At 64.9% G+C, this 24,499-nt stretch carries 20 protein-coding genes and 4 pseudogenes; 14 read left to right on the top strand and 10 right to left on the bottom strand.

Features of this window, described 5'->3' with window-relative positions; all coding sequences use genetic code 11:
• Positions 1-19 precede the first annotated feature (19 nt).
• The 5 genes and pseudogenes from XAXN_RS20545 (at position 20) to XAXN_RS04425 (ending at position 4,365) form a co-directional block, all read left to right on the top strand.
• Positions 20-719 (top strand): annotated as a pseudogene (locus XAXN_RS20545) (response regulator transcription factor).
• Positions 720-736: 17 nt separating this feature from the next.
• Positions 737-2,052, top strand: a pseudogene (locus tag XAXN_RS04440) (ATP-binding protein).
• 78 nt (positions 2,053-2,130) lie between these two features.
• Positions 2,131-2,496, top strand: a complete 366-nt coding sequence (locus XAXN_RS04435; protein WP_054318646.1) for a BlaI/MecI/CopY family transcriptional regulator — start codon at positions 2,131-2,133, stop codon at positions 2,494-2,496.
• The gene (locus XAXN_RS04430; RefSeq protein WP_054318645.1) at positions 2,486-3,784 is read left to right on the top strand and encodes a TonB family protein; all 1,299 of its coding nucleotides are present in this window, start codon (positions 2,486-2,488) and stop codon (positions 3,782-3,784) included. Before XAXN_RS04435 ends, XAXN_RS04430 begins: the two co-directional genes overlap by 11 nt.
• Positions 3,781-4,365: a hypothetical protein gene (locus XAXN_RS04425; RefSeq protein WP_054318644.1), complete on the top strand. Its 585-nt coding sequence runs from the start codon at positions 3,781-3,783 to the stop codon at positions 4,363-4,365. Before XAXN_RS04430 ends, XAXN_RS04425 begins: the two co-directional genes overlap by 4 nt.
• A 94-nt stretch (positions 4,366-4,459) precedes the next feature.
• Here the strand turns inward: XAXN_RS04425 and modC are convergent, their stop codons facing one another.
• From modC to XAXN_RS04385, 8 genes and pseudogenes are all read right to left on the bottom strand, one after another.
• A complete protein-coding gene (gene modC, locus XAXN_RS04420) occupies positions 4,460-5,074 on the bottom strand; it encodes a molybdenum ABC transporter ATP-binding protein (protein ID WP_042823508.1) in 615 nt (204 codons plus the stop codon).
• Complete coding sequence (gene modB / locus XAXN_RS04415) at positions 5,074-5,760, bottom strand: molybdate ABC transporter permease subunit (RefSeq protein ID WP_174515473.1); 687 nt, start codon at positions 5,758-5,760, stop codon at positions 5,074-5,076. Before modB ends, modC begins: the two co-directional genes overlap by 1 nt.
• Before the next feature lie 16 nt (positions 5,761-5,776).
• A complete protein-coding gene (gene modA, locus XAXN_RS04410) occupies positions 5,777-6,553 on the bottom strand; it encodes a molybdate ABC transporter substrate-binding protein (RefSeq protein WP_054318642.1) in 777 nt (258 codons plus the stop codon).
• Positions 6,554-6,628: 75 nt separating this feature from the next.
• Positions 6,629-7,453: an MBL fold metallo-hydrolase gene (locus XAXN_RS04405; protein WP_054318654.1), complete on the bottom strand. Its 825-nt coding sequence runs from the start codon at positions 7,451-7,453 to the stop codon at positions 6,629-6,631.
• A gap of 13 nt (positions 7,454-7,466) precedes the next feature.
• Positions 7,467-8,240 carry a S1/P1 nuclease gene (locus tag XAXN_RS04400; protein ID WP_134980148.1) on the bottom strand — a complete coding sequence of 258 codons (774 nt, stop codon included), beginning with the start codon at positions 8,238-8,240 and terminating at the stop codon, positions 7,467-7,469.
• Between the two features lie 271 nt (positions 8,241-8,511).
• Positions 8,512-9,126 carry an OmpW/AlkL family protein gene (locus tag XAXN_RS04395; protein WP_054318641.1) on the bottom strand — a complete coding sequence of 205 codons (615 nt, stop codon included), beginning with the start codon at positions 9,124-9,126 and terminating at the stop codon, positions 8,512-8,514.
• Positions 9,127-9,243: 117 nt separating this feature from the next.
• Complete coding sequence (locus tag XAXN_RS04390; protein ID WP_054318640.1) at positions 9,244-9,867, bottom strand: OmpW/AlkL family protein; 624 nt, start codon at positions 9,865-9,867, stop codon at positions 9,244-9,246.
• Positions 9,868-10,154: 287 nt separating this feature from the next.
• Positions 10,155-10,666, bottom strand: a pseudogene (locus XAXN_RS04385) (SgcJ/EcaC family oxidoreductase).
• Between the two features lie 463 nt (positions 10,667-11,129).
• Between XAXN_RS04385 and gap the strand changes: the two are divergent.
• The 8 genes and pseudogenes from gap to XAXN_RS04345 all read left to right on the top strand — a co-directional run bounded on the left by gap (position 11,130) and on the right by XAXN_RS04345 (position 22,618).
• On the top strand, positions 11,130-12,131 hold the full coding sequence (gene gap / locus XAXN_RS04380) for a type I glyceraldehyde-3-phosphate dehydrogenase (RefSeq protein WP_042823501.1): 1,002 nt from the start codon (positions 11,130-11,132) through the stop codon (positions 12,129-12,131).
• A gap of 208 nt (positions 12,132-12,339) precedes the next feature.
• Positions 12,340-12,810 carry a hypothetical protein gene (locus tag XAXN_RS04375; protein ID WP_054318639.1) on the top strand — a complete coding sequence of 157 codons (471 nt, stop codon included), beginning with the start codon at positions 12,340-12,342 and terminating at the stop codon, positions 12,808-12,810.
• Positions 12,811-12,989: 179 nt separating this feature from the next.
• Positions 12,990-15,825: pseudogene (locus tag XAXN_RS04370) on the top strand (DUF2339 domain-containing protein).
• A complete protein-coding gene (locus XAXN_RS04365) occupies positions 15,822-17,177 on the top strand; it encodes a DUF3999 domain-containing protein (protein ID WP_054318638.1) in 1,356 nt (451 codons plus the stop codon). The pseudogene XAXN_RS04370 and the gene XAXN_RS04365 overlap by 4 nt, the downstream one beginning before the upstream one ends.
• A 319-nt stretch (positions 17,178-17,496) precedes the next feature.
• Complete coding sequence (locus tag XAXN_RS04360) at positions 17,497-18,672, top strand: phosphoglycerate kinase (protein ID WP_054318637.1); 1,176 nt, start codon at positions 17,497-17,499, stop codon at positions 18,670-18,672.
• The gene (locus XAXN_RS04355) at positions 18,669-19,313 is read left to right on the top strand and encodes an HAD family hydrolase (RefSeq protein WP_054318636.1); all 645 of its coding nucleotides are present in this window, start codon (positions 18,669-18,671) and stop codon (positions 19,311-19,313) included. The genes XAXN_RS04360 and XAXN_RS04355 overlap by 4 nt, the downstream gene beginning before the upstream one ends.
• Positions 19,314-19,573: 260 nt before the next feature.
• Positions 19,574-21,040, top strand: coding sequence for a pyruvate kinase (pyk, locus tag XAXN_RS04350; RefSeq protein ID WP_054318635.1), 1,467 nt, complete (start codon positions 19,574-19,576; stop codon positions 21,038-21,040).
• A gap of 573 nt (positions 21,041-21,613) precedes the next feature.
• On the top strand, positions 21,614-22,618 hold the full coding sequence (locus XAXN_RS04345) for a class I fructose-bisphosphate aldolase (RefSeq protein WP_042823495.1): 1,005 nt from the start codon (positions 21,614-21,616) through the stop codon (positions 22,616-22,618).
• 196 nt (positions 22,619-22,814) lie between these two features.
• Here XAXN_RS04345 and XAXN_RS04340 read toward each other — a convergent pair whose 3' ends face one another.
• Together XAXN_RS04340 and XAXN_RS04335 are read right to left on the bottom strand one after the other, a co-directional pair.
• Positions 22,815-23,354 carry an O-acetyl-ADP-ribose deacetylase gene (locus tag XAXN_RS04340; RefSeq protein WP_054318634.1) on the bottom strand — a complete coding sequence of 180 codons (540 nt, stop codon included), beginning with the start codon at positions 23,352-23,354 and terminating at the stop codon, positions 22,815-22,817.
• Positions 23,355-23,550: 196 nt separating this feature from the next.
• Positions 23,551-23,994 (bottom strand): methyltransferase family protein, encoded by a 444-nt coding sequence (locus XAXN_RS04335; protein ID WP_134980644.1) that lies wholly within the window; start codon positions 23,992-23,994, stop codon positions 23,551-23,553.
• A 289-nt stretch (positions 23,995-24,283) separates the two neighbouring features.
• Between XAXN_RS04335 and XAXN_RS04330 the strand changes: the two genes are divergently transcribed.
• Positions 24,284-24,499 (top strand): transposase (locus tag XAXN_RS04330; RefSeq protein ID WP_134984836.1); only part of this gene is annotated, 216 nt, incomplete at its 3' end.

Here is a 24,499-nt window from a genome sequence, read left to right as displayed (position 1 = left end):
GGCTTCCAGACTGCACTGCATGCGCATTCTGCTGGTTGAAGACGATCTTTCACTCGGCGAGGGCATTCGCACCGCGCTGCGACGTGCCGCCTATGCAGTGGACTGGGTGCATGACGGCGTCAGTGCGTTGATGGCGTTGCAGGAGGAGACCATGGATCTGGTCATCCTGGATTTGGGCTTGCCGCGCATGGATGGCATCGAGGTCATTCGCACCGCACGCGCACGTGCGCTGGACACGCCGATTCTGGTGCTCAGTGCACGCGAGCGTGCAGCCGACCGCGCGCTTGGCCTGGATGTCGGTGCAGACGATTATCTGGGCAAGCCCTTCGACACCAATGAGCTGTTGGCGCGCACGCGGGCCTTGCTGCGCCGCTCGGCCGGACGCGCGCAGCCGGCATTGCCGGCCGGCGCATTGCGGCTGGATCCGGCCGGCATGTCGATCCGCTGGCACAGCCGCGATCTGGACCTGACCCGCCGCGAGTTCGCATTAGTTGTGGCTGTTGATGGAGCAGCGTGGCCGGCCCATCGGTCGCGAACGCATCCAGCAGCATCTCTATGGATGGGACGAAGACGTCGCCAGCAATGCGGTGCACGTGCATGTACACCAGCTGCGTCGCAAGCTGTCGGCAGCCGTGATCCGCACTGGTCGCGGCATCGGCTATGCATTGGACGAACAGGCCGCACAGGCGGCCGCGGCTCCGCCGCAGGCGCCGCAATGAATTCGATTCGGCGTGCGTTGTTGCTGGCCTTGCTGGGCATGTTGTCTTTGCTGATGCTGGCCGCCGCCGGTTTCAGTTATCGCGCAGGTCTGCAGGAAGCCGGCGAGATGTTCGATGCACGTCTTGTGCAATCGGCGCGCGTCCTGCTTTCGTTGGTAGATCAACCCTTGGATGATCTGCGAGCGGGCGAGCCGATCGTGATCCGCGGATGGCATGGGCAGGCGCAAGGCGTTGGCGAAGCGCTGGCATTCCAAGTGCGTAATGCGGACGGCGCGTTGCTCCTGCGCTCGGACAGCGCACCGGCGCAACCAATGGCTCCGCTGCGTGCCGGCTATGCTGACGTGCAACTTGCCGACGGCCAGTGGCGCACATTTACCCTGCGCTCGCCAGGCGGGCGCTGGTTTCAATCGGCCGAACGCGCCGACATCCGCGAAGAGCTTGCCGAAGATATCGCGCTGGGAACCTTGTTGCCGTTGTTGATGGCGTTGCCATTGATGGCGCTGTTGATCTGGGCGGTGGTGAATTGGGCCAAACGTTCGCTGGTGCGTGTCTCCGACGATCGGCGAGCGCGACCCCAAGCGTCTGCAACCGCTGCAGCCGCAGCACATGCCGCGCGAAGTGCATGGGTTGGTACGTGCGGTTAACGGTTTGATGGATCGCGTGCAGGAAGGACTGGAGCGCGAACGTCGCTTCATCGCCGATGCCGCACATGAGCTGCGCACGCCGATTGCCGCATTGAAGGTGCATGCGGCCAACCTGCGTCTGGCCGCCAATGCACGGGAGCGTGACGAATCGCAACAGCAACTGGATGCCAACGTGCTGCGCATCGAACGCATGGTGGCGCAATTGCTTGCCTTGAGCCGGGTCGAAGCGGTGGCCGCCTTGCCCCGCCGCAACGAGAACCTCGACACCCTCGTGCGCAGTGAATCCGAAGACGTGCTGGCGATTGCGCTGCAGCGACAGCAGACCCTGGAACTGGTACTGCAACCAGTGCAGGTCATCGCCGACGAGACCCCGTTGTCGCTGATGCTGCGCAACCTGCTGGAGAATGCGGTGCGCTACACGCCGCTGGGTGGACGCATCCTGGTCAGCACGCACAGCGCGCCGATGCCAACGCTGGTGGTGGAAGATTTCGGCCCAGGCATTCCCGAAGCCGCGCGCGCGTTCCATCGCTTCCATCGCGAACTGGGCACGTGTGGAGGGCAGCGGGCTGGGTTTGTCGATCGTGCACGACATCGCCGTAGCACATGCCGCGCGCGTGCAGCTGGATGAATCGCCCACCTGGGGCGGCCTGCGCGTCAGCGTGCAATTTGCCGGCAACCCGACTGGCTAACAAACGATCTGTAGGGCGAGGCCGATAACGCACCGACAAACGGCGCTTGACAACGGTTCAAATTACGTGCGTAATCGCATGTCGATCAGTGATGCCGAAGCAGTGGTGATGCAGGTGCTTTGGGATGATGCCCCGCGCACGGCAGACGAGGTGATCGCCGCGTTGGCGCACACCGGCTGGGCCGAGCCCACCATCAAGACCTTGCTGAATCGTCTGCTCACCAAGGGCGCCGTGGCGGCAGAAAAACACGGCCGCAAATATCACTACGCACCGCTGCTGGCGCGCGAACAATGGGTGCAGCAGCAGAGCGAAGGACTGCTGCAGCGGTTGTTTGGCGGGCGGGTGGCGCCGCTGGTGGCGCACTTCAGCGAACGCGGGCAACTCAGTGCCTCGGATATTGCAGAGTTGAAGCGTCTGCTCAAGGAGTTGGACGATGCACATTGACCTGCCATTGCTGTTGCGCGTCACCCTGTATAGCAGCGCCGCGTTGCTGGCATGTCTGGTGCTGCGGCGCGCACTGCGTGCATGGTTGGGCGCAACAGCGGCGTATGCGATCTGGGCCGCCGTGCCACTGTCCGTGTTGGCAGCTGCAATACCACCGCTGCCGATAGCGACAGCGGTGCCGAGGATGCCGGCGATGGTCGCGATGCCGCTCAACCTGCAAGGTAGCGATCACGCATGGGCGAGCACCTTGATGGTCACCTGGCTGGCCGGTGCGGTCGCAATGGCCGTAGCGCTTTGGTGGCGTCAACGGCGATTCGTGCGCAGCTTGGGTGCGTTGCATGCGCTCGACGGTGGTGTGTGGATGGCGACCCATACCGTGGGGTTGCCCGTGTCGCTGGGTCTCTGGCGCCCACGCATCGTGTTGCCGATGGATTTCGATACACGCTATGGCGCCGCCGAACGCACCTTGATCCTGGCGCACGAGCGCCTGCATCTGTGGCGCGGCGATCTGTACGCCAATCTGCTGGCGGCACTGTTGCTGTGCATCGGCTGGTGGAATCCGTTGATGCATCTGGCATGGCGCGCGTTTCGGCTGGATCAGGAACTGGCCTGTGACGCAGAGGTGCTGACGCGTTACCCGGGCAAGCGCCGCAGTTACGCCACCGCGATGCTCAAGACCCACTGTGGTGACGACTGGGCGCCGACCGCCTGCCATTGGAACGCGCCGCACGCGCTCACCCAACGCGTGGCTGCCTTGCTGAAGCCTGCGGTGGAGGTGCCCCGCGCGCGATGGAACCTGCGCGTCGTCGTGGCATTGGCGGTGATGGTCAGTGGCACCTGCTGGGCCCTCCAACCTGCACAGCTGCAGGGCATGCGCATACCCGGCAACGCGCTGGATTTCCGCACCATGCAGCCACCCAGGTATCCGCCAGACGCGGTGGCTGCAGGCCTGGCAGGATTTGTCGAACTGCAGATCGCAGTGAGCTCAACTGGAGCACCCGAGCATTTCGCCATCGTGCGCAGCACGCCGGCGGGCGTGTTCGATCAGGCCGTGCTCGAGGCAGCACGCCACTGGCGCTTCACACCTGCGCTGGAGGAGGGCAAGGCAGTCGCGTCCGAGGTCCGCGTGCCGGTGAAGTTCGAATTGGATCCACCGGACACGGCATCGGCAGTTGCGGATCTCCATTCCGTTACCGAGGCGACTGGACGCCCACACGCTGTCGATCAGTTCAAAGGTATTGCCAGCTGCGCACCTGCGGGATGCGCCTCACGCGGAGCGTTGCGATGAACCGCCGCCTGATCGGCAGCCTCGCCCTGATGCTGGCCGCGAGTAGTTGTGCCACCCGCCACGTCGCGGAGCAGCAACGCAGCCAGCGCGAGGATTCGGTTGATCAACGCATGCTGCCTTCACAGCCGGACGGCGGCGGTGCTGCAGGTGTCCAACCCTACACACTGGCGCCAACGCAACGCTTTCGCATGCCACGCGCGGTGCGTAGCGACGCCCCGGTACTGCCCGCCGATTCGCCGCGCCAGAGCCTGGCGCCCACCACCGTTTGCGCGCATCTCATTCTGAGCGCAGAGGGTATGGTGCAACGCGTGGATCCGATGTCCGACCGCGACGAATGCGCCGCCGGTTTGCTGCCGGACAACGCCGATCTCATGCAAGCGGTGCGCACGACCGCGCTGCGATGGCAGTTTGTTCCGGCGGCGCTGTGCACGTATCCCTCGGGAGTTGCGCAACCGGCAGCGCCAGACGACTGCACTGATGCTACCCAGATCGAGCCGGTGCCGGTGACGCTGTCGTTCGCGTTTACCTTCGAAGTGCGGCAAGGCAAGGTGAGCGGACGGACCGGGAAGGTGGTCCGATAGCTGCTACGGCCGTTGCGCAGCGTGTTCCTGGCACAACAACGCTGCGTCGTCTCACAACGTGTCAAACGCAAGCGCTATCCAGACCCGCACGCCTTCAATCCAGCACATGCACGCTGTCGGCAATACGCTGGACTTCATCGGGGTTGTGGCTGACGTAGAGCATCGGCAGGCGAATCTCGTCGCGCACGCGCTGCAGGTAAGGAATCAATTCTTCGCGGCGCGCCTGATCCAGGGCCGACAAGGGTTCGTCGAACAGCAGAATCGCCGGTTGCGCCAACAACGCGCGACCAATCGCCACGCGTTGCGCTTCGCCGCCAGAGAGGTTGCGCGGTCGGCGCTGCAACAGTGGTGCAATGCCGAGCAAGGCCACCACATCGTCGAAGCCGAAGGGCGCCGTGCCGCGCGCATGCCGGCCGTAGCGCAGGTTGCGCCGCACATCCAGATGCGGGAACAGCCGCGCATCCTGGAACACATAACCGATCCGGCGCTGGTGCGTAGGCAGGTCGATGCCTTGCCCGGCGTCGTACAGGCAGCGCCCATCGATACGGATATGCCCGGCCTGCGGGCACACCAGGCCGGCAATTGCGTTGAGCACCGTGGTCTTGCCCGCGCCGGAGGGCCCCACCAGCGCCACGACACGCGCATCGTCATGGATGCGGATGCGCCGTTCGAAGGTGCCGCGCTGCAGCTGCAGGTCGATATCCAGCATCACGCGTCCTCGCGCGGATGCGGCCGGCGTACCAGCCATTCGGACAGCAGCAGTGCCGCCAACGAAATTGCCAGCGCCACGCCGGCCAGCCGCCAGATGCCCGATTCCATCCCCGGGACCTGCATCAGCCCGTAGATGGCCGACGACAAGGTTTGCGTTTCGCCGGGAATGTTCGACACGAAGGTGATAGTGGCGCCGAACTCGCCCAATGCCTTGGCGAACGCGAGCACCATGCCGGCCACCAGGCCCGACCAGGCCAGCGGCAAGGTGATGCTGAAAAACACCCGCCACGGCCCGGCGCCCAGCGTGGCGGCGGCCGCTTCCAGGCGACGATCGGTGGCTTCGATGGACAGACGAATCGCGCGCACCATCAGCGGAAATCCCATTACCGCGCACGCCAGCGCCGCGCCGGTCCAGCGGAAGGCGAACTGGATACCGACGTGTTCCAGCAACCAGCTGCCCACCGGCCCCTGCGTGCCCAGCACCACCAGCAGCGCATAGCCGGTGACCACCGGCGGCATCACCAAGGGTAGATGCAGCAGCGCGTCCAGCAGGGCCTTGCCGGGGAAGCGGCGGCGCGCCAGCAGCCAGCCGCAGGCAATGCCCGGCGGCAGGCTGGCGAGCGTTGCCACGATCGCGACCTTGAGGCTCAAGCCGATCGCGGTCAGCTCTTCCGGGGTAAACATCGACAAACGGTGTGCCTCAATCCTTCAACGAAAAACCACGGCGCGCAAAGATCGCCTTGGCCGGCTTGCTTTCCAGCCAGGTTACGAACGCTACGGCGGCGGGATTGCTGCGGTTCTTCAATGCGGCGACCGGATACACGATGGCGTCATGGCTGTCGTCGGGGAAGGTGGCGACCACACGCACCTTGGCATCGGCGCGCGCATCCGAGCCATACACGATGCCCAGCGGCGCCTCGCCACGCGAGACCAGCATCAATGCCGCGCGCACGCTTTCCGATTCGGCAAGCCGGTTGCTGACGCTCTCCCATTGACCGAGCTTGCGCAGCGCGGCGGCTGTGTACTTGCCGGCCGGCACGCTGGCGGTCTGGCCCACGGCCAGGCGCCCGCTCTGCCCAAGCGCCTTGGCAATGGCGCCGGGCGCACGCGGATCCACGCGCAGCCTGCTGTTCGTCGGCGCGACCAATACCAGCGTGTTGCCGAGCAGGTTGTGACGCTGCGCCGGCAGCACCAGCCCACGCTGCTGCAGATAGTCCATCCATTCCAGGTCGGCCGAGAAGAACACGTCCGCCGGTGCGCCCTGTTCGATCTGACGTGCCAGCGCAGAACTGGCTGCATACGACACCCGTACCGGCGTGCCGGTCGCTTTTTCGTACGCGGTGGCGGCTTCGTCCATCGATTCTTTGAGGCTGGCGGCCGCAAACACCGTCACCGGGGCGGTCTGCGTACTCGCCAGCAGGGGCAACGCCAGCATCAGCACGCACAACGCGCGCTGCCAGAAACAGATCATGCGCATCGAAGGCTCCTTACCAGGACAGGGCCCCGATCATAGCGGCTACGCGATGCGCACCGCGTGGCGAGCCTGTGTGCGCTACAGGACCACTCCGGCGCAACGCCCGGCCTGAAGATTGGTTTGCAGTGCCGGGCGGATCAGCTTGGGCTGGGGCAAGGTGGCATCGCGCGCATGCCGCTGCGCCACGAAGGTCTCCACGTCCACGCCGTCGCGCACGTGGATGTTGCTGCGCCGCTGCGCACCGATACTGGTCTGATGCGCCACCGCGCGCCCGCCCGGGCCGTAGTCGTGGCAGACGAACACGCGGGTGCTTTCCGGCAGCGCATACAGGCGCTGGATCGAGGCAAACAGCTGGCGTGCATCGCCGCCGGGAAAATCGCAACGCGCCGTGCCCGCATCCGGCATGAACAACGAGTCGCCAGGAAACAGCGCATCGCCGATCAGATACGCAATGCTGTCGCTGGTGTGGCCGGGCACCGCGATGACGCGTGCTGCGATACCGCCAAGCTTGAAGCGCTCGTCGTCGGCAAACAGATGATCGAATTGCGAGCCATCGGCGCGGAAGTCTTCCGGCAACGCGTACTGCGGGGCAAGGGTTCGTTGCACCTGGCAAATACCCTCGCCGATACCGATGCGCGCCTGCGGCCAATGCTGCTTCAGCCACTGCGCCGCAGACAGGTGATCGGCATGCGCATGGGTTTCCAGCAGCCACTGCAGCTGCCATCCGTGTTGTTGGATGGCGGCAAGGACGGCCTGCGCCGACTGGCTGCCGATGACGCCGCTATCGGCCGCATAGTCCAGCGCCGGGTCGATCACTGCCGCCGCACCGGTGGCCGTATCGGCGACCACGTAGGTGAAGGTGTTGCTGTCGGCATGAAAGAAAGCAAGCACCTGGGGCTGCATCGGCGACTCCATGTCAGGGGCTGGCCAGCGCCGCGTTGAGGATGGCGGCAAGCCGGTCACCTGCGATGCGCAGCTGGGTTTCGGCGATCGGGCGATAGGTGGCGATGTACGTGGCGGGCAACACGTGCGCGTTCGGGTAGACGCCCGGCGTGATGGCGATCTTGCACGACGCCTGTGCCCATGCCGCAGCCGGCGGTGGCAGGGCCGCAGACACCGCAGTGGCGGCGGGCAGTGCCAGCAAGCGTTGCAGGTACGCATCGTCGCTCAGGTGGCGGTCGTTGAGCATGCCGCTGTCCCACAGCGCATGCAGGTTGCTGCCCTTGCCGTCGATCTGCAGCTGGAAGTCGTTGCCGCCCTTGTCGTGCGCATAGCCGGCGTGCATCGGCTGATGGATGTCGCCGACGAAATGCACCACGAACTTCAAGGCCTGGCGGCGGACATCCAGCGGCTGGGTGCGATCTGCGAGCAGGGCGGCTTGCTGGTCGAGCGCGGCGATCACGCAGTTGCCGTCCGGGCAGTCGCGCGGCGGCGCGTACGTGCAGTCGTGTTCGCCAAGGTTGACGTAGTGCCACGGCCCGGAGCGCTTGCCCAGGTCAGGGTCGTGCTCGCGCAACTCATCGGCCCAGGTGGCCACGCCGTGTAGGGTCGGGTCCGGCTCATCGGCCAGCAATTGCGCCACCTGAGCGCGTGCCTGCGGGCTCAGTTCGGTTTCGGCGATGCGCGCCACCAGGCGATGGCCTTGCGGGCCCCAGGCCAAGGCGGTGGTGGGGTGGATCGCGGCGGCCATTGCCGTCGCAACAACGAATGCAGAGAGGGAAAGTGTCTTCATCCTGCGATTGTACGCATCGGTCCGGGACGGTTTGATGGCCGTCCCGGCGCTGCGACAGCCACGCCTCAGCATGGCGCCGACTCGTGCCTGGAGCGCGCCCGGATGGAGCAAGCCGTCGTCGGGCGGGTTTGCACGCAACGCGGCAACTGCAGCATCCGCATGGGGCATGCCGCACCAGGTGCTGGCCGCGCCCATCTGGCGATGAGCGCAGTCGTGGTGCGAGGCGCTCTCAGTAATACACCAGGTATGACAGGCCGAAGGTCAACGGATCGATCCGCGCCTTGCCCAGCCGCGCGCCATTGAGGTCGACATTGCTGCGCGAATCGGTCCAGCGCGCATCCACGCGCAGGCCGCTACGGTCGTTGAAGATGAAGTCCACGCCGACATGTGCAGTGGCGCCGACCGAATCGTCGAAACGCAGATCGCCGCTACCAACTGCCGGCTCGGTGTCTTCGCCCAGGAACGTGGTGTAGTTGATGCCGACGCCAACGAACGGCGACACCGTGCCATAGCCGTTGATGTGGTACTGCAGCAGCACGCTCGGTGGCACCGACCAATAGCTACCCACCTTGCCGATGCCCTGCAGTTCGAGGTCGTGCTTGCCGGCAACTGCGGCCTGCACTTCGATGCCCAGGTTGTTGCGCAGGAAGTATTCGTAGGTGAACGACAGTGCCGGCGCGCCCTTGATTTCGGCCTGGGTGCCGCCGAAGGTGCCGCTATTGGACTTGGGCGAGACATAGCCGGCACCGTAACCGGTCGTCCAATGACCGGCCGACTGTGCAAGGACGGGTGCGGCCGAGGCGGCCAGTGCGATGGCGAGGGCGGTGCGAGTCAGCGTGTTCATGGAATCCCCGGTAGGTCGGACAGACGGGCGACGTGACCGACCTGTCCGCAACTCCGGCGGTGGATGCACGTCCCTGGACGGCAAGTGTGCCAGAGATGCGCCGCCCACGCCGCGGGATCAGAACCGGTGCACGTAGGCCACGCCGTAGACCAGCGGATCGATGTTGACCGTGCCGATACGGTTGCCGTCCAGGCGCGCTTGGGTATCGAGATCGATCCAGCGCAGGTTGATGCGCAGCGCGCCACGGTCGCTGAGCGTGTAGTCCACGCCTGCATGCAGTGCCAGGCCCCAGGAATCGTCCAGCTCCAGCGTGCTGCCGGCCAGCGCGCCGCGGGTATCGGTGTCGAAGAAACGCGTGTAGTTGATGCCGGCGCCAATGAACGGCGATAGCGTGCCTTGGGCGTTGAAGTGGTACTGCAGTGAGATCACCGGCGGCACATGCTTGGTGCTGCCCACCCGGCCCAGGCCGCGAATTGCAATGTCGTGCTCGAACGGCAGCGCGGCCAGGACCTCGATGCCGAGGTTGTCTGCGATGAAGTATTCGGCGGTGAAGGTCGGCTTGATGTCCTTGCCTACGTCTGCTTCCAGTGTGCCGCCGACCAGGCGGCCATTGTCGGATTTGGGAGCGACCTGGTGGGCGCCGACGGCAACGGTCCAGTCGCCTTTAGGATTGCGCCAGTGCGGGAGGCTGACGCAAGAAGCGGCCAGGCCGACGAACAAAAGGGTAGAGCGCATACGCATGGGAAGTCTCGTGGGGTGCAATGGATGTGGGAAGTCTTGGCGCTTGGCGTCGCCGCTGCCTTGATCCTGATCAATTCGGCTGTGCGCTCAGGCACACGGGCCTGCAGGGGCTGCAATCACACTCGCGCGGACGGCGGCGTCTGCGCGCCGTGCCGGTGCGCGCAGCGGCGCATCGCACGTGTGGCATCGTGCGATGCGCTCGGCACAGCTGTCGGCGCGGGAAGGGTACCGATGGTTGCCTGCGCAGTGGCCTCGACAGCGATTCGATCGCCGATGCGATGTGCCGCTTACTTGACCTTGGCGACCTTGGGTGCATCTACTTGCGGCATAGCCGAATTGTGTTGGTTGATGATCAGCCACTTGCCGTCGCGCTTTTCGTACACGAAGGTGTAGCGGGCCTGCACGTTGCTCTTCTTGCCGGCCTTGTCGGTCAAGGTTAAGGTGTACACGCCGGCATCCACAGCGCTGTCGTCGTCGAGCACGCGCACGGTGCGGTAATTGACCACGCCCTGCGGCTTCTTGGTCAGGAACATCTCGAAGTCGTTTTCGATCTGCTCGCGCGAGGCGCGCACTTCGTTGGAGACCGTCGGCAGCAACACGCCGTCCGGTGCGTACAGGTCGGCCACCTTGTGCGGGTTGCCGGTGGCCAGCGCCGCGTTCCAGGTGTCGAACAGCGCAGCGACTTCGCGCTCTTCGCCGCCGGCCGGCAGCTTGGCCTTGTCGGTGTAATGCATCACGCCGCCAGCCAGCGCCGGGGTGGCTGCCACCGCCAGAACAGAGAGAAGAGGGTGCGACGCATGGGAAATCTCCGTGTGATTGATGGGGTGCCTCAGCAGGCAGGGCCAGTATCGAAATCCACGGGGTGCCGAAATGCTGCTGTTCGGCATAGCATTGAATATGCTCTTCAGCATATCTGCTTTGACTTTAAGTGGATGAAATGTATGGAGGTACGACCTCTTTCATCCCGCACGACGAAATGACGCTTCATGTCATTGGCATGGGTCATCCGGAAACCATCGGTCGTCGATGCCGTGGCGCGCGGCTTGGCCGCTCACGCGTGTTCACGCACGGGCCGAGCGTAGTTGCGGTCCAGTTGCTCACAGGCACCGTGCAGAACTCCTTCACTGGCGATCCGCTAACCAATTCCCAATGCCCATTCCCCAATTACAGCACATACCAACACGGCTGCAGACAAACGACGCTGCTAGAATGACAGCCCCTTTCCATCCGCCGCGCTGTCGCGGTCGCAGGAGCTTGTGAACATGGCAATCAAGGTTGGCATCAACGGATTCGGTCGCATCGGACGCAACGTGCTGCGCTCTGCGGTGCAGAACTTCGCCAATGACATCGAGATCGTGGCCATCAATGACCTGCTCGAGCCCGACTACCTGGCCTACATGCTGCAGTACGACTCGGTGCATGGCCGCTTCAAGGCCGAGGTATCGGTCGACGGCAATACGCTGATCGTCAACGGCAAGAAGATCCGCCTGACCCAGGAACGCGACCCGGCCAACCTCAAGTGGGATGCCGTGGGCGCTGACGTGGTGATCGAGTCCACCGGCCTGTTCCTGACCAAGGAAACCGCACAGAAGCACATCGATGCAGGTGCCAAGAAAGTGATCCTGTCGGCGCCGTCCAAGGACGACACCCCGATGTTCGTCTACGGCGTCAACGACAAGACCTACAAGGGCGAAGCGATCATCTCCAACGCCTCGTGCACCACCAACTGCCTGGCGCCGTTGGCCAAGGTGATCAACGACAAGTGGGGCATCAAGCGCGGCCTGATGACCACCGTGCATGCGGCCACTGCGACGCAGAAGACCGTGGACGGCCCGTCCAACAAGGATTGGCGCGGCGGCCGTGGCATCCTGGAGAACATCATCCCGTCTTCCACCGGCGCGGCCAAGGCCGTGGGCGTGGTGATTCCCGAGCTCAACAAGAAGCTCACCGGCATGAGCTTTCGCGTGCCGACCTCCGACGTGTCGGTGGTCGACCTCACGGTCGAACTGGAAAAGCCGGCCACCTACGCCGAAATCTGCGCCGAGGTGAAGGCACAGAGCGAAGGCGCACTGAAGGGTGTGCTGGGGTATACCGAAGACAAGGTCGTGGCCACCGATTTCCGCGGCGAAACCTGCACCTCGGTATTCGACGCCGACGCCGGCATCGCGTTGGACTCCACCTTCGTCAAGCTGGTGTCCTGGTACGACAACGAGTGGGGCTATTCCAACAAGTGCCTGGAAATGGTGCGGGTTGTGGCCAAGTAAGTTTTTGGCGCAGTGATGAAACAGGCCCCGGCATGCCGGGGCTTTTTCATTTTTGGCCATGGATGTTGTGTTTCTTGCGCTGTGACGCCTTCGGTAGCCGCACGGAAGTGGACTTTGCTGGACTCACGTGCGCTAATTTGCACGCACGGCGGCCGTTCCCGTGTCGTGTACGAAGGATCGGGGAACTCCATGGATCGAGAGAAAAGTGATGAATAAGTTTTTGGCAGGCGCCTTGGCGCTGAGTGTGGTTGTTGCGTGTTCCGTGCCCTCGACGAGTTGGGCTGCAAAAAAGCAGACCGGTACGCCGGCCTGGATGAATGCCGATGGTGAGGTGATCAAGTCGTCCGATGTCGAGGCGGGCTACGGCGAGACCGTCAAGGGCGTCAATGATTACGAGGGCGAGATCACCGGCAAGCCGGCGCCTGGCAGCAAGTTCACCCAGCTGAAAATCGGTATGCCGATGAAGCAGGTCACCGACCTGATTGGTCAGCCGAACGACCAGGGGGCTTACGTGACCGGCAAGGCATTTATCCCGTTCTTCTTTGGTGGCGACCGCTACCGTTACGAAATGGCCTATAAGGGCCAGGGGCGCCTGGTGTTCGCTGGCAAGTCGATGGGGACCGGCGGCAACCTGATCTGGATCATCCATAACAAGAACGACAGCGGCTACCGCGAATAACTGTTCAAAGCGCCCGGTTTTCCGGGCGTTTTCTTGTGTGAGGCATGCACGCAAGCATGCATGCGACTACAGCTTGCCGACGCTCCATCCGTCGTCTGCGCGAGAGGCTGGCTGCCCAGCCGCAGCCCGAGGCTGTATGGTGCGCGCATTCGGCTGGACGCCGGCTCGGGGTTGCTGCGTTGGAAACGATAATCGTGTTGGTGGCCTTGGTGCTGCTTGCCGTGCCGGTGGGTGTGGTGATTGCGCTGGTGTGGATTGCCGGGCTGCGGCGGCGGGTAGCGGCGCTGGAGCAGCGGCTTGCGCAGTGGCAGAGCAGTGGTGCCGAGCGCGCGGATGCGCCAGCGCAAGCACCCGCGGACGCGCAGGGCAGGGCATGGGAACGACCAGACGAGGCGCCCGATGTCGGCGCTGGTCCGGGCTCTGTCGCCGACCGCGATCTACCCGGGTACCGCGCCTCCGACGCAGCGCGTCAGGACGTTGGCTGGGATGCGCCGGGCGCGGATCACCAGGGGTTGGTGTGTCTGGCTCGGCGGTGCCGCCGCCATTGCCGGTGCAGGCACCTGCAGATGCGATGGCGCGCAGTGCAATCGTGGGGTCGGAACGTCCCGGCGCGCAAGCGCAGGCAACGCGCGCTCAGCCGGCGCAACCGCAATCGGCACAAGCGCAACCACCCCAGCTTCCAGCCGCGCCCAGCGCCATCGCGCGCGCGGCCAGCGCCTTGAAGCGTTGGTTCACCGAGAGCAATGTGCCGGTCAAGGTTGGCATGCTGGTGTTGTTGGCCGGCGTGGCGTCGCTGTTGAAGTACGCCAGCGACCAGGGCTGGATGCGCATGCCGATCGAGCTGCGCTTGGCCGGCATCAGCGTTCTGGCATTGGCCGGTCTGATCTTCGGTTGGAAGCAGCGCGCGCAGCGGCCGGGCTTTGCGTTGGCGTTGCAGGGCGGCGCCATCGGTGGCTTGTTGTTGACCGTGTTCGCGGCGTTCAAGTTGTACGGCTTGCTCGATGCCGGGATGGCGCTGGGCATCAGCGTGGTGCTGATCGCAGGCATGTGTGTGCTGGCGGTGCTGCAGGATTCGCGCACGTTGGCGGTGCTGGGCGTGCTGGCCGGTTTTCTTGCGCCGATCTGGTTGTCTACCGGCAGCGGCAATCATGTCGCGCTGTTTTCGTACTACGCCGTGCTCAACGCCGGCATCGTGGCGATTGCATGGACACGCCCATGGCGCGTGCTGAACCTGCTGGGGTTTGTTTTCACCTTCGGCATCGGCACCGTGTGGGGTGCGCTGCAGTACACCCCGGCGAAATTCGCCACGATCGAGCCGTTCCTGTTGCTGTTCTTCGCGATGTATGTGGCGATTCCGGTCCTGCATGCGCGCCGCGGCGACGGCAGTGCCGGCAGGCTCATCGATGGCAGCCTGTTGTTCGGAACGCCGCTGGTGGCCTTCGCGTTGCAGGCGCGACTGCTTGAGGGCGATCGGCAGCCATTGGCGTTGGCGCGGTGGCGGTGGCCGCGTTGTCTGCGGGGCTGGCCAGTTGGCTGCTGCGCTGCGCGTCCACGCGCTTGCTGGGCCAGGCGCACGCGATGCTGGCGGTCGGGTTCGCAACCCTGGCCGTACCGCTGGCGCTGTCGGCACGTGCCACTGCGAGCGTGTTTGCTCTGGAAGGCGTCGGTTTGCTGTGGCTGGGGCTTCGCCAACAACGGCGGATCCCGCAGGTCAGCGGTGTCGCGCTGCAGGTGTTTGCGGCGGTGGGTGTCGCCTTCGGCGTGGATGCCTGGCGCGAGGATGCGGTCGCGGTGGCCAACGCAACCTGCATGAGTACCTTGCTGCTGGCGCTGGCCGGCTGGGCCAGTGCCTGGTTCCTGCGCGATGCGGGGCATCGGCGGCGTGCGCTGGTGGCGTATCTGTGGGGACTGGGTTGGTGGACGCTGTGCGGCGTGCACGAGATCCTGCGTTTTGCCGATCTGCGCAGCGAACCGGATCTGCTGCTGGGCTTGGTCGCACTTAGTCTATGGCTGGCGGCCGAAGTGCATCGGCGCCGTCCTGCAGCGGCGTTGGTGTGGACGGTGATGTCGGGTCCGGCGCTGGCGGCTCCGTTGGCGCTGTGGCAAGACGCAGCGCACACCCAGCCATTCGCGCATTGGGGCGCGCTGGCTTGGGCAGTGTTTGCGGTGGCGGGCGCGCGAGCGCTGTGGTGCCTGCGCACCCAGCAAGGTGCTGGCGCCATCGCGGCGCAGTTCATCTGGTGGCTGCTGTGGCCGTTGGTCATCTCGTTGGGCGCGGCCTGGCTGGCCGATGCGTTCTCGCTGGCCAATGGCTGGCGTTGCGCCTTGCTGGCGGCGCCATGGTTGCTGGTGGCGGCGCTGGGGCTGTTGCGCTGGCCGTGGCTGGCCTGGCCGCAGGGAGACAGCTTGGATCCCGCACGCAACGCGTTGCTGAGTTGCGGGTTCGCGGTGTTGGGACTCGGCTGGCTGCTCGCGTTGCTGGACCCGGTGAGCGCTGTGTGGCTGCCGTTGCTCAATCCCGCCGAGCTGGCGCAATTGGCGGTTGTTGCCTTGCTTGCGCGCTGGGCCTGGTCGGCACCTGCGCCGACAGTGCTGCAGCGCAGGCGCGTGAGCGCGCTAGGGGTGCTGGGTTGGGCGTTGATCACCGGCAGCACCTTGCACAGCGTGCATCACTGGGGCGGTGTGCCGTGGGATTCGGCGCTGATCGGCGCCACCTTGTCGCAGACCAGCCTCACCATCGTCTGGAGCGTGCTTGGCGTGCTGGGCTGGGTGATCGGCTCGCGTCGTGGGCAACGCGGGCTGTGGCTGGGCGGCGCGCTGCTGATGGGGCTGGTCCTGGCGAAGTTGGTGCTGGTCGACCGCCAGCATCTTGGCAATCTTCTCGGCATCGGCTCGTTCATGGCCTATGGCCTGTTGTGCACGGTGGTGGGCTATCTGGCGTCGGCGCCACCGTGTGCGGTCGCGACCGAAGGTCATGCTGTCGAAGAGAACGGCGTCGAAAAGGATCAGGAATGAACGCGATGCGATGGGCGCTGCTGCTGATGGTGCCGATGCTGGCGCAGGCCGCCGATCTGCGGCAGGACTACCGCCGGCAGTGGCTGCTGCAGGTCACCGGCTCGGATGCCGGGCTCTATCAGGTGAGCTTGAATGCGGCGGTGTATCGCACCGCGCACGACGCGGCGCTGCGCGATGTCACGGTGGTCGATGCGCGTGGGCAAGAGCTGCCCACCGCCTGGCTGCCGATGGATGCAGCACCGGCGGCTGCGGTACGCCGTCAGCGCCTGCCCCTGTTTGCGCTGCCGGCCGGTGCCGCGCCGGCCGACGGCAATCTGCAGTTGATTGCCGAGCGCGACGCCAGTGGTGCGGTGCGCCGCCTGGAAGGCCGCTTTGCGACCGGGGCCGTTGCTGTGGGCCACGGTGTCAGCTGGCTGATCGATGCCAGCGCGCTGCGCGAACGCCCGCGTGCGCTATTGCTGGATTGGGAGGGCGACATGCCGGTGCAGGCTCAGGTGCGTGTGGAAGGCAGCGACGATCTGCGCGACTGGCGCGTGCTCGCCTCCGACGCCACGGTCATTGCGCTGGACAATCAGGCGCAGCAACTGCAGCAGCGGCGCATCGCCCTGGACGATGCTGCGCGTTACTTGCGCCTGGTCACTGCATCGGGCGAGCTGCCGGCATTACGCGTGGTCGAGGCGGAGCTGGAAGGTATCGCCATGTCCACACCGCCGCAGTGGCTGGACTTGCCAGGCACCGCACAAGATGCGGCGCTGGTGTATGCCTTGCCCGGTCGCTTTCCGATCAACCAACTGGATGTCGGCGGCAGTCAGGCCGAGGCGGTCGAGTGGATCGTGGCAAGTCGCGATACCGACGATGCGCCGTGGCTGCAACGTGCCGGCCCATGGTTGGCGTATCGACTGGGCCAGGGCACGGCCGCCGCGTCACCGCCGCAACTGCTGTCTGCCCCCGTGCGCGATCGTCAATGGCGGTTGGTCGCCGCGCAGGGGCGCAGCACCGCCGTGCCGACGCTGCGCGTCGGGTACCAGCCGGAGCGGCTGATGTTTCTCGCTCAGGGCCAGCCACCGTATGCGCTGGTCGCCGGCAGTGCGCGTGCGCAGCGCACCGACGCACCGCTGGGCGTAATGCTGCAGGCACTGCGGCGCGAACGCGGCGCACAGTGGCAGCCGGCGCAGGCCCGTCTGGCTGCGCAGGCACAGCCGCTGGCGGGCGATGCCGCGCTGCAGCCGGTCGCCACGCCGCGCGACTGGAAGCGTTGGCTGCTGTGGGGCCTGCTGGTCGGTGGCGCCTTGCTGGTCGGCGGTTTCGCGGTGAGCCTGTTGCGTAGCGCGTCGGCCAATCGCAACGGCTGATTGCGCTCGCTTCGCACGGCGGTTTGCCGCTGCGGCGCGAAGGTCGGACAATGGGCGTCCCCCGTGACCAAGGCAGCCGTATTGCCCGTCGTTTTCGACCAAGCATCCCGCGCCTCGCCGACCGTCTTGGCGGCCTCGCGCGTGGTGGGCAATATGCGCGCCACGCGGTCCGCCCGCGGGCGCAACGACATCGCGATGGCGATCCACATCCAGTTGCCGTCAACGGCACAGCGCTCACCTGTTTGCACCGGCGCGCCTGCTGGGTGCTTCTGCCTGACCATTCCCCATTCCCCCTCCCTAGACCGAACGAGCTGACCCCATGTCCATTGTTCGCATGACCGACCTCGATCTCTCCGGCAAGCGCGTATTGATCCGCCAGGATCTCAACGTGCCGATCGACAACGGCCAGATCACCTCCGAACAGCGCATCACCGCCTCGGTGCCCACCATCAAATTGGCGCTGGAAAAAGGCGCGGCCGTGATGGTGACCTCGCACCTGGGCCGGCCCAAGGAAGGCAGCTGGACCGAAGAAGATTCACTGGCGCCGGTGGCCACGCGTCTGGCCGCGTTGCTGGGGGTGGACGTGCCGCTGGTGCGCGACTGGGTCGATGGCGTGGAGGTCGCGCCAGGCCAGGTGGTGCTGCTGGAAAACTGCCGCATGAATGTCGGCGAGGGCAAGGACGACGAGACGCTGGCGCGCAAATATGCCGCGCTGTGCGATGTCTTCGTGATGGATGCCTTCGGCACCGCGCACCGTGCGCAGGCGTCCACGCATGGCGTGATCCGTTTCGCGCCGGTCGCGGCAGGTGGCCCGCTGTTGATGGCCGAACTCGACGCCCTGGCCAAGGCGTTGGACAACCCGGCCAAGCCTTTGCTGGCGATCGTTGCCGGCAGCAAGGTGTCCACCAAGCTGGAGCTGCTGTCCAACCTGGTCAACAAGGTCGACCAGCTGATCGTCGGCGGCGGCATCGCCAACACCTTCATTGCCGCGGCCGGGCATGCCGTGGGCAAGTCGCTGAACGAGCCGGACTTGATCCCGACCGCCAACCAGATCGTGGCCGCTGCCAAGGCGCGTGGCGCCGAGATTCCGCTGCCCACCGATGTGGTCGTTGCCAAACAGTTCCTGCCCGATGCGCAAGCGAGCGTGAAGGCGCTGGATGCGGTCGATGCGGACGATCTGATCCTGGATATCGGCCCGCAAACCGCGCAGCGCTACGCCGAGCTGATCGCCAGTGCCGGCACGGTGGTGTGGAACGGGCCGGTGGGCGTGTTCGAATTCGAGTCCTTCAGTCACGGCACCGAAACGTTGGCGCGCGCGATCGCCAGTTCCAAGGCGTTCTCGATCGCCGGCGGTGGCGACACCCTGGCCGCAGTGGACAAATACGACATCGCCCAGGACGTCACCTACATTTCCACAGGCGGCGGCGCATTCCTGGAGTTTCTGGAAGGCAAGACCTTGCCGGCGGTGGCCGCACTGCAGGCCCGCGGTCAGTGAGTGCAGCTACGCTGTTTTTCGATCTGGACGGCACGCTGGTCGATTCGGAGCCAGGCATCGTTGCCAGCATCGTGCATGCCTTCGACGAGCTCGGCCAGCCGCGCCCGTCGGCGCAGACCTTGCGCGCCTGGATCGGCCCACCGTTGCGCGACAGCTTCACCGAGTGTTTTCCGAACGATCCGGAGTTGGTGCAGCGTGCGCTCGGGCTCTACCGTGCACGTTACGACGCGGTGGGCTGGACCGAACTCAGCGTGTTCGACGGCATTGGCGAGGTTGTCACCGACCTGCAGCGGGCCGGTCATCGTCTGGCCGTGGTGACCTCGAAAAATGAGCGCTATGCGCGGCGCATCGTCGAGCACCTGCCCTTCGGCGCGTGCTTCGAACAGGTGATCGGTGCCAGCGAAGATGGCGAACGTCGCTTCAAGCCAGACCTCATTGCCGAAGCGCTGCGCCGTTTGCAGATCGACAAGGCCGGCTGCGTGATGATCGGCGACTGCCGAATGGATATCGATGGCGCCAATCACCACGGCATCCACAGCATTGGCGTGTTGTGGGGCTTCGGCGACGAAGCCGAACTGCGTGCGGCCGGTGCCGGTGCGCTGGCACGCACGCCGGCTGAACTGGCGGCGTTGCTTCAGTGATGAGCAGCGCGCGTCGGCCGTTGCGTTCGCTTGGTCCACGCGCCTGCAAACACGCTTCGCAGCGCGCAGAACACGCTTCACCGCTGCCGGGTTAGGGTGGCGACCGTTCGCGTTGCCCAGGGCAGCGCGGGCGCAGGCGTACGTACTGTCCCGCACTGTCTACAAGACATGCCGGAATCGGAGGAAGGCTATGCCGCAATGCCATCCTCGGTAAGTGACGCGTGTGTGTTAAGTTTCGCTGCTTTTACAGGGAAGCCATCATGAAAGAACGTCAACGCCGTACCAAGATCCTCGCCACCCTCGGACCGGCAACGGATGCGCCCGGTGTGCTGGATACACTGTTCAAGGCGGGCGTCAACGTGGTGCGCCTCAACTTCAGCCATGGCGACCCGTCCGGCCAGGCCAAGCGGGCTGCCGAAGTACGTGCCGCCGCGGCGCGCGTCGGTGCCGAAGTCGGCATCCTGGCCGACTTGCCGGGCCCGAAGATCCGTATCGAACGTTTTGCCGAAGGCAAGATCAAGCTGGCCATGGGCGATCGCTTCGACCTGGTGGCCGATGCCAACGCGCCGGCTGGCGACCAGACGCAGGTTGGCGTCAGCTATCTGGGACTGCCGCAGGACGTGACCGCCGGCGACGTGCTGCTGCTCGACGATGGCCTGATGCAGTTGCAGGTCACCGATGTGCAGGGTGAGCGCATCGTCACCAAGGTGTTGAACGATGGCGTGCTGTCCGACCGCAAGGGCCTCAACAAGCAGGGCGGTGGTCTGTCGCTGGGCGCATTGACCGAGCGCGACAAGGAGCTGATCGGCATCGTGGCCGAGATCGGCGTGGACTTCATCGCGGTGTCGTTCTGCCGTAACGCGCAGGACATGCACGATGCACGTCAGATCGCGCAGCAGCATGGCTGCGATGCGCAGCTGGTGTCCAAGATCGAGCGCACCGAGGCAATCGAAAACCTGGTCGAGATCGTCGAAGCCTCCGATGTGGTGATGGTGGCGCGTGGCGACCTGGGCGTTGAAATCGGCGATGCCGAACTGCCGGGTCTGCAGAAGAAGATCATTCGCGAATCGCTGGCGCAGAACAAGGTGGTGATCACCGCCACGCAGATGCTGCAGTCGATGGTCGAAAGCCCGATCCCCACCCGCGCCGAAGTGCTGGACGTGGCCAACGCGGTCATCGACGGCACCGATGCGGTAATGCTCTCGGCCGAAACCGCCGCCGGTGCTTACCCGGTGCGTGCGGTGGAAGCGATGGCGCGCATCTGCCTGGGGGCCGAGCACCAGTTCGAATTCGACACCGATTTTGAAGCGGCGCAACGCAACCTGCAGCGTGCCGACCAGGCGATTGCGATGGCGACCATGTTCCTGTCCGAGCATATCGGCCTGGGCGGCGTGGTGGCATTGACCGAATCCGGCGGCACCCCGCGCTTCCTGTCGCGCTTCCGCTCCAATATGCCGATCTACGCCTTCACCCGTCACGATGGCGCGCGCCGCCAGATGGCGATGATGCGCGGTGTGTTCCCGATCAATTTCGACAGCCGCGGCCTGACCCCGCGCGAGGCCGCACGTGCGGCGATCCGTCTGCTGGTGGAGAACGAGCGCATGGGGCCTGGCGACCGCGTGGTCTTTACCAGCGGCGAGCACATGGAAACCCACGGTGCCACCAATACGCTGCGCCTGCTGGAAGTCGGCGAAGACGGCCGCGCCACCGGTCTGGGCGAGCTGTAACGCCTGTCGACCGCATCCGGCGCATTACCTGAGCCAGAACAGACGGGACACACAACGGCGGCCCCAGGGCCGCCGTTGTGCTGTGTGGCGACCTGACCGCTGGGCGAGCGCTCGGTCGTGGCCGGGATCGTTGGTCAACGGCCGCATCCGGCGAGTACCGGTTCGCGCAACATCGCGCCGCGCTGCCGCAACGGTGCTGGTTATGTAGCACAAGGGCTGTCCACGATGTAACGCGTGCCGCAGGCGCAACTCTACTGCGACAGACGAAGCAGCAAAGCGGCCGACCCTCAAAGTGTCAGCTGACTCACGCATGGCCCAGTATCAACGCGCCGGCGCAGGTCATTGCCGTGCTGCGTCACAGGGACGCAAGCACCAAGCCGCGCCGCATGCTCCGCTTTGCCGATTCCCGATTCCCGATTCCCGATTCCCGATTCCCGATTCCCGCGATGCGAGCATCACCACACATCCTGTCACGCAGATCACGTGTAATCGGTTGTAGGCATTCCGTGAAGGAATGTGTACGATTTTCGTCGCTATACTTTCGTTCTCCCCCGCAGCTGCCACAGGAACTACATGAGCATCGAACAGCTTGCCGAAACCGCCCAGGCCATGGTCGCCCCGGGTAAGGGCATCATCGCCATCGACGAATCGACCAGCACGATCGCCAAGCGTTTTGCCAGCGTCGGCATCGAGAACATCGAAGAAAACCGTCGCGCCTACCGCGAACTGTTGCTGACCACGCCCAAGCTGAGCGACTACATCTCCGGCGCCATTCTGTTTGACGAGACCATCCGTCAGAAGACCAAGGATGGCGTGCCGTTCGCCGAGTACATGACCGCACACGGCATCATCCCGGGCATTAAGGTCGACAAGGGTGCGCAGCCGTTGGCCAGCATGCCGGGCGAATTGGTCACCGAAGGCCTGGATGGCTTGCGTGCACGTCTAGAGGAGTACTACACGCTGGGCGCACGCTTCGCCAAGTGGCGTGCGGTCATCAACATCGGCGAAGACATCCCGTCCGGCACCTGCATCGAGGCCAACTCGCACGCGCTGGCGCGTTACGCTGCGCTGTGCCAGGAGCAGGGCCTGGTGCCGATGGTCGAGCCGGAAGTGATCATGGACGGCAGCCATGACATCGAAACCTGCTACGAAGTGACAGAAGCCACGCTGCGCTCGCTGTTCGGTGCGCTGTATGAGCAGAACGTCGTGCTCGAGGGCACCATCCTGAAGGCGTCGATGGTCATTTCCGGCAAGAGCTGCGAAGAGCAGGCCAGCATCGAAGAGGTGGCCGAGTCCACCGTGATGTGCCTGAAGTCCACCGTGCCGGCGATCCTGCCGGGCATCGTGTTCCTGTCCGGCGGCCAGACCGACGAGCAGTCCACCGCCCACCTCAACGAAATGCACCAGCTCGGCAACCTGCCGTGGCCGCTGAGCTTCTCTTACGGCCGCGCCATGCAGCAGGCCGCGCTGAAGCTGTGGGCCAAGGACATGACCGGCAACTTCGCCAAGGCGCAGCAGGTCATTTACGAGCGCGCCAAGGAAAACGGCCTGGCCGCGCTGGGTAAGTGGAAGGGTTGATCGATTGATGGTGGCTGCAAGGCCGCCGCATCGATAAAACAAAAACGCCGTCAGCGATGCCGGCGTTTTTGTTTGCTGCATTTGCAGGTGCATCCGATGCCGCGCGGAAAACAAAGGGCGCCTTGCGGCGCCCTTTTGTCAATCAAATTTGCTCGATCCAGCCGGTCGATGCGACGTGCGTCCACATCAACCAATCTCAGGCCGCCGCAGTTTCCTGCGTCGCCAACGCTTGCTGGTAGGCCTTGTAGGTTGCTTCGTTGTAGGCCACCAATACGATGTGCTTGGGCACCTTGTGCGAGCGCTGCCAATCGCGCGTTTCGGTCACGGCGATGCGCGCTGCCTGATACAGCGGATAGCCGTAGATGCCGCAGCTGATCGCCGGGAACGCGATCGAATGCAGCATCATCTGTTCGGCGAGTTTCAGCGATTGCCAATAGCAGTTGGCCAGCTGTTCGGGCTCGTTGTGCTTGCCGTCGCGCCACACCGGGCCAACGGTATGAAAGATGTGGCGTGCCTTCAGATTGAAACCGTCGGTGATGCGGATTTCGCCGGTGGGGCAGCGCACGCCCGGACGCACTTGCGGCAATGCTTCGCAGGCTTCCAGCAAACGCGGGCCGGCGGCGCGGTGGATGGCGCCATCGACGCCACCACCGCCCAGCAGTGATTCGTTGGCGGCGTTGACGATGACGTCAACGTCGAGTTCGGTGATGTCGCCTTGCCAGACTTCGATTCTCATGGCGCGATAATTATGCGAATTGCATGATGGGCGCGTGATGGGGAGCACGCTGCTGAATCCGCACGCTATCGGTCATTCATCTCATCTGCTGTGACTGTCTGACGGAGTGGAATGTATGCTGTCCGGCGACATCTGTGCGCTCTCTCGGAGCGATCGGCAGCATCCATTGCCACGCATGAGGTAATGCGTGTCGCGTCTACAACCAGCGGCGCACGCGCGCGCAATAGTCGTTGTAGTGGCGGCCGAATTCGGCGCGCAGACGCGCCTCTTCGAACGGGATGACATAGCGCTGCAGCGCAAGCCACGGCAGCGGTACCAACGCAACGGCCCACAGCAGGCCAAGTTGCAGGCACAGGCCGACGTAGCTCAGCACCAAGGCCAGGTACATCGGGTTGCGGGTAACGCGATACGGGCCGTCCAGCACCAGTCGCGAAGGATGACCGCTAGGCATGATGGTGGTGCGTCGACGCGCAAACAGGATGAAGCAGCTCACCGCCAGCGCCAGGCCGAGACAGGCGATGCCGCCGCCAGCCAATTCGATCCAGGCCAGCGGCGCGGGTGGAGGTAGAGGCAGATCCAGCGCATCCTGCAGCCATGCGCCCAGCCCCAGGGCGAGCGCAAAGTGGACCGGGGAGGTCATTTTTACCAGCCATGGCGCCCGCGCGGCGCGGGTCTCGATGTGTCTCCATACGGCTGATTGCTCACACATCTCTCCCGACATCACGGCCGCCATCCTAACGTTTCCTTGACATGGACGGGAGTGTGGGCACTTGAAGCTGTGGTCCAGAAAGCCAGCAGGCGGATGGCGAGCACTGTCTGCCATGAACTGCAAATGCGAACCTGATTAGCCCCATCGCTCAGCCGTAGTTGCAGGATCTGCGACGAGGCGGTTGGACAATGGCCCCAGCTGAAGGCAACGGAGGTGGGAGATGGGGATCAACATCGTGCAGTTTCAGCCGGGATTGTCGCTGACCGAGTGCGTGGATCGCTACGGAACCGAAGCCACGTGTTACCGGGCGTTGTATCGGTGGCGCTGGCCGAAGGGATTTCGCTGTCCGCAGTGCGACGGCCGTGCGCGTTCGCGCTTTCGACGCGATGGGCAGGTGTACGACCAGTGCCGTGCGTGCCGGCATCAAACCACCTTG

Source organism: Xanthomonas axonopodis (genome assembly GCF_001304695.1).
GTDB lineage: Bacteria > Pseudomonadota > Gammaproteobacteria > Xanthomonadales > Xanthomonadaceae > Xanthomonas > Xanthomonas axonopodis.
This window is presented reverse-complemented; position numbering and strand designations above follow the sequence as displayed.

What these genes read in the sequence shown, in the direction of transcription:
- gap (WP_042823501.1), top strand. Translation starts at nt 11,130, where the DNA reads ATGGCAATCAAGGTTGGCATCAACGGATTCGGTCGCATCGGACGCAAC.
- XAXN_RS04365 (WP_054318638.1), top strand. Translation starts at nt 15,822, where the DNA reads ATGAACGCGATGCGATGGGCGCTGCTGCTGATGGTGCCGATGCTGGCG.
- XAXN_RS04405 (WP_054318654.1), bottom strand. Translation starts at nt 7,453, where the DNA reads ATGCAGCCCCAGGTGCTTGCTTTCTTTCATGCCGACAGCAACACCTTC.
- XAXN_RS04360 (WP_054318637.1), top strand. Translation starts at nt 17,497, where the DNA reads ATGTCCATTGTTCGCATGACCGACCTCGATCTCTCCGGCAAGCGCGTA.
- XAXN_RS04400 (WP_134980148.1), bottom strand. Translation starts at nt 8,240, where the DNA reads ATGGCCGCCGCGATCCACCCCACCACCGCCTTGGCCTGGGGCCCGCAA.
- XAXN_RS04430 (WP_054318645.1), top strand. Translation starts at nt 2,486, where the DNA reads ATGCACATTGACCTGCCATTGCTGTTGCGCGTCACCCTGTATAGCAGC.
- XAXN_RS04375 (WP_054318639.1), top strand. Translation starts at nt 12,340, where the DNA reads ATGAATAAGTTTTTGGCAGGCGCCTTGGCGCTGAGTGTGGTTGTTGCG.
- XAXN_RS04425 (WP_054318644.1), top strand. Translation starts at nt 3,781, where the DNA reads ATGAACCGCCGCCTGATCGGCAGCCTCGCCCTGATGCTGGCCGCGAGT.
- modA (WP_054318642.1), bottom strand. Translation starts at nt 6,553, where the DNA reads ATGCGCATGATCTGTTTCTGGCAGCGCGCGTTGTGCGTGCTGATGCTG.
- XAXN_RS04395 (WP_054318641.1), bottom strand. Translation starts at nt 9,126, where the DNA reads ATGAACACGCTGACTCGCACCGCCCTCGCCATCGCACTGGCCGCCTCG.
- XAXN_RS04340 (WP_054318634.1), bottom strand. Translation starts at nt 23,354, where the DNA reads ATGAGAATCGAAGTCTGGCAAGGCGACATCACCGAACTCGACGTTGAC.
- XAXN_RS04390 (WP_054318640.1), bottom strand. Translation starts at nt 9,867, where the DNA reads ATGCGTATGCGCTCTACCCTTTTGTTCGTCGGCCTGGCCGCTTCTTGC.
- modB (WP_174515473.1), bottom strand. Translation starts at nt 5,760, where the DNA reads ATGTTTACCCCGGAAGAGCTGACCGCGATCGGCTTGAGCCTCAAGGTC.
- XAXN_RS04435 (WP_054318646.1), top strand. Translation starts at nt 2,131, where the DNA reads ATGTCGATCAGTGATGCCGAAGCAGTGGTGATGCAGGTGCTTTGGGAT.
- pyk (WP_054318635.1), top strand. Translation starts at nt 19,574, where the DNA reads ATGAAAGAACGTCAACGCCGTACCAAGATCCTCGCCACCCTCGGACCG.
- modC (WP_042823508.1), bottom strand. Translation starts at nt 5,074, where the DNA reads ATGCTGGATATCGACCTGCAGCTGCAGCGCGGCACCTTCGAACGGCGC.
- XAXN_RS04335 (WP_134980644.1), bottom strand. Translation starts at nt 23,994, where the DNA reads ATGACCTCCCCGGTCCACTTTGCGCTCGCCCTGGGGCTGGGCGCATGG.
- XAXN_RS04345 (WP_042823495.1), top strand. Translation starts at nt 21,614, where the DNA reads ATGAGCATCGAACAGCTTGCCGAAACCGCCCAGGCCATGGTCGCCCCG.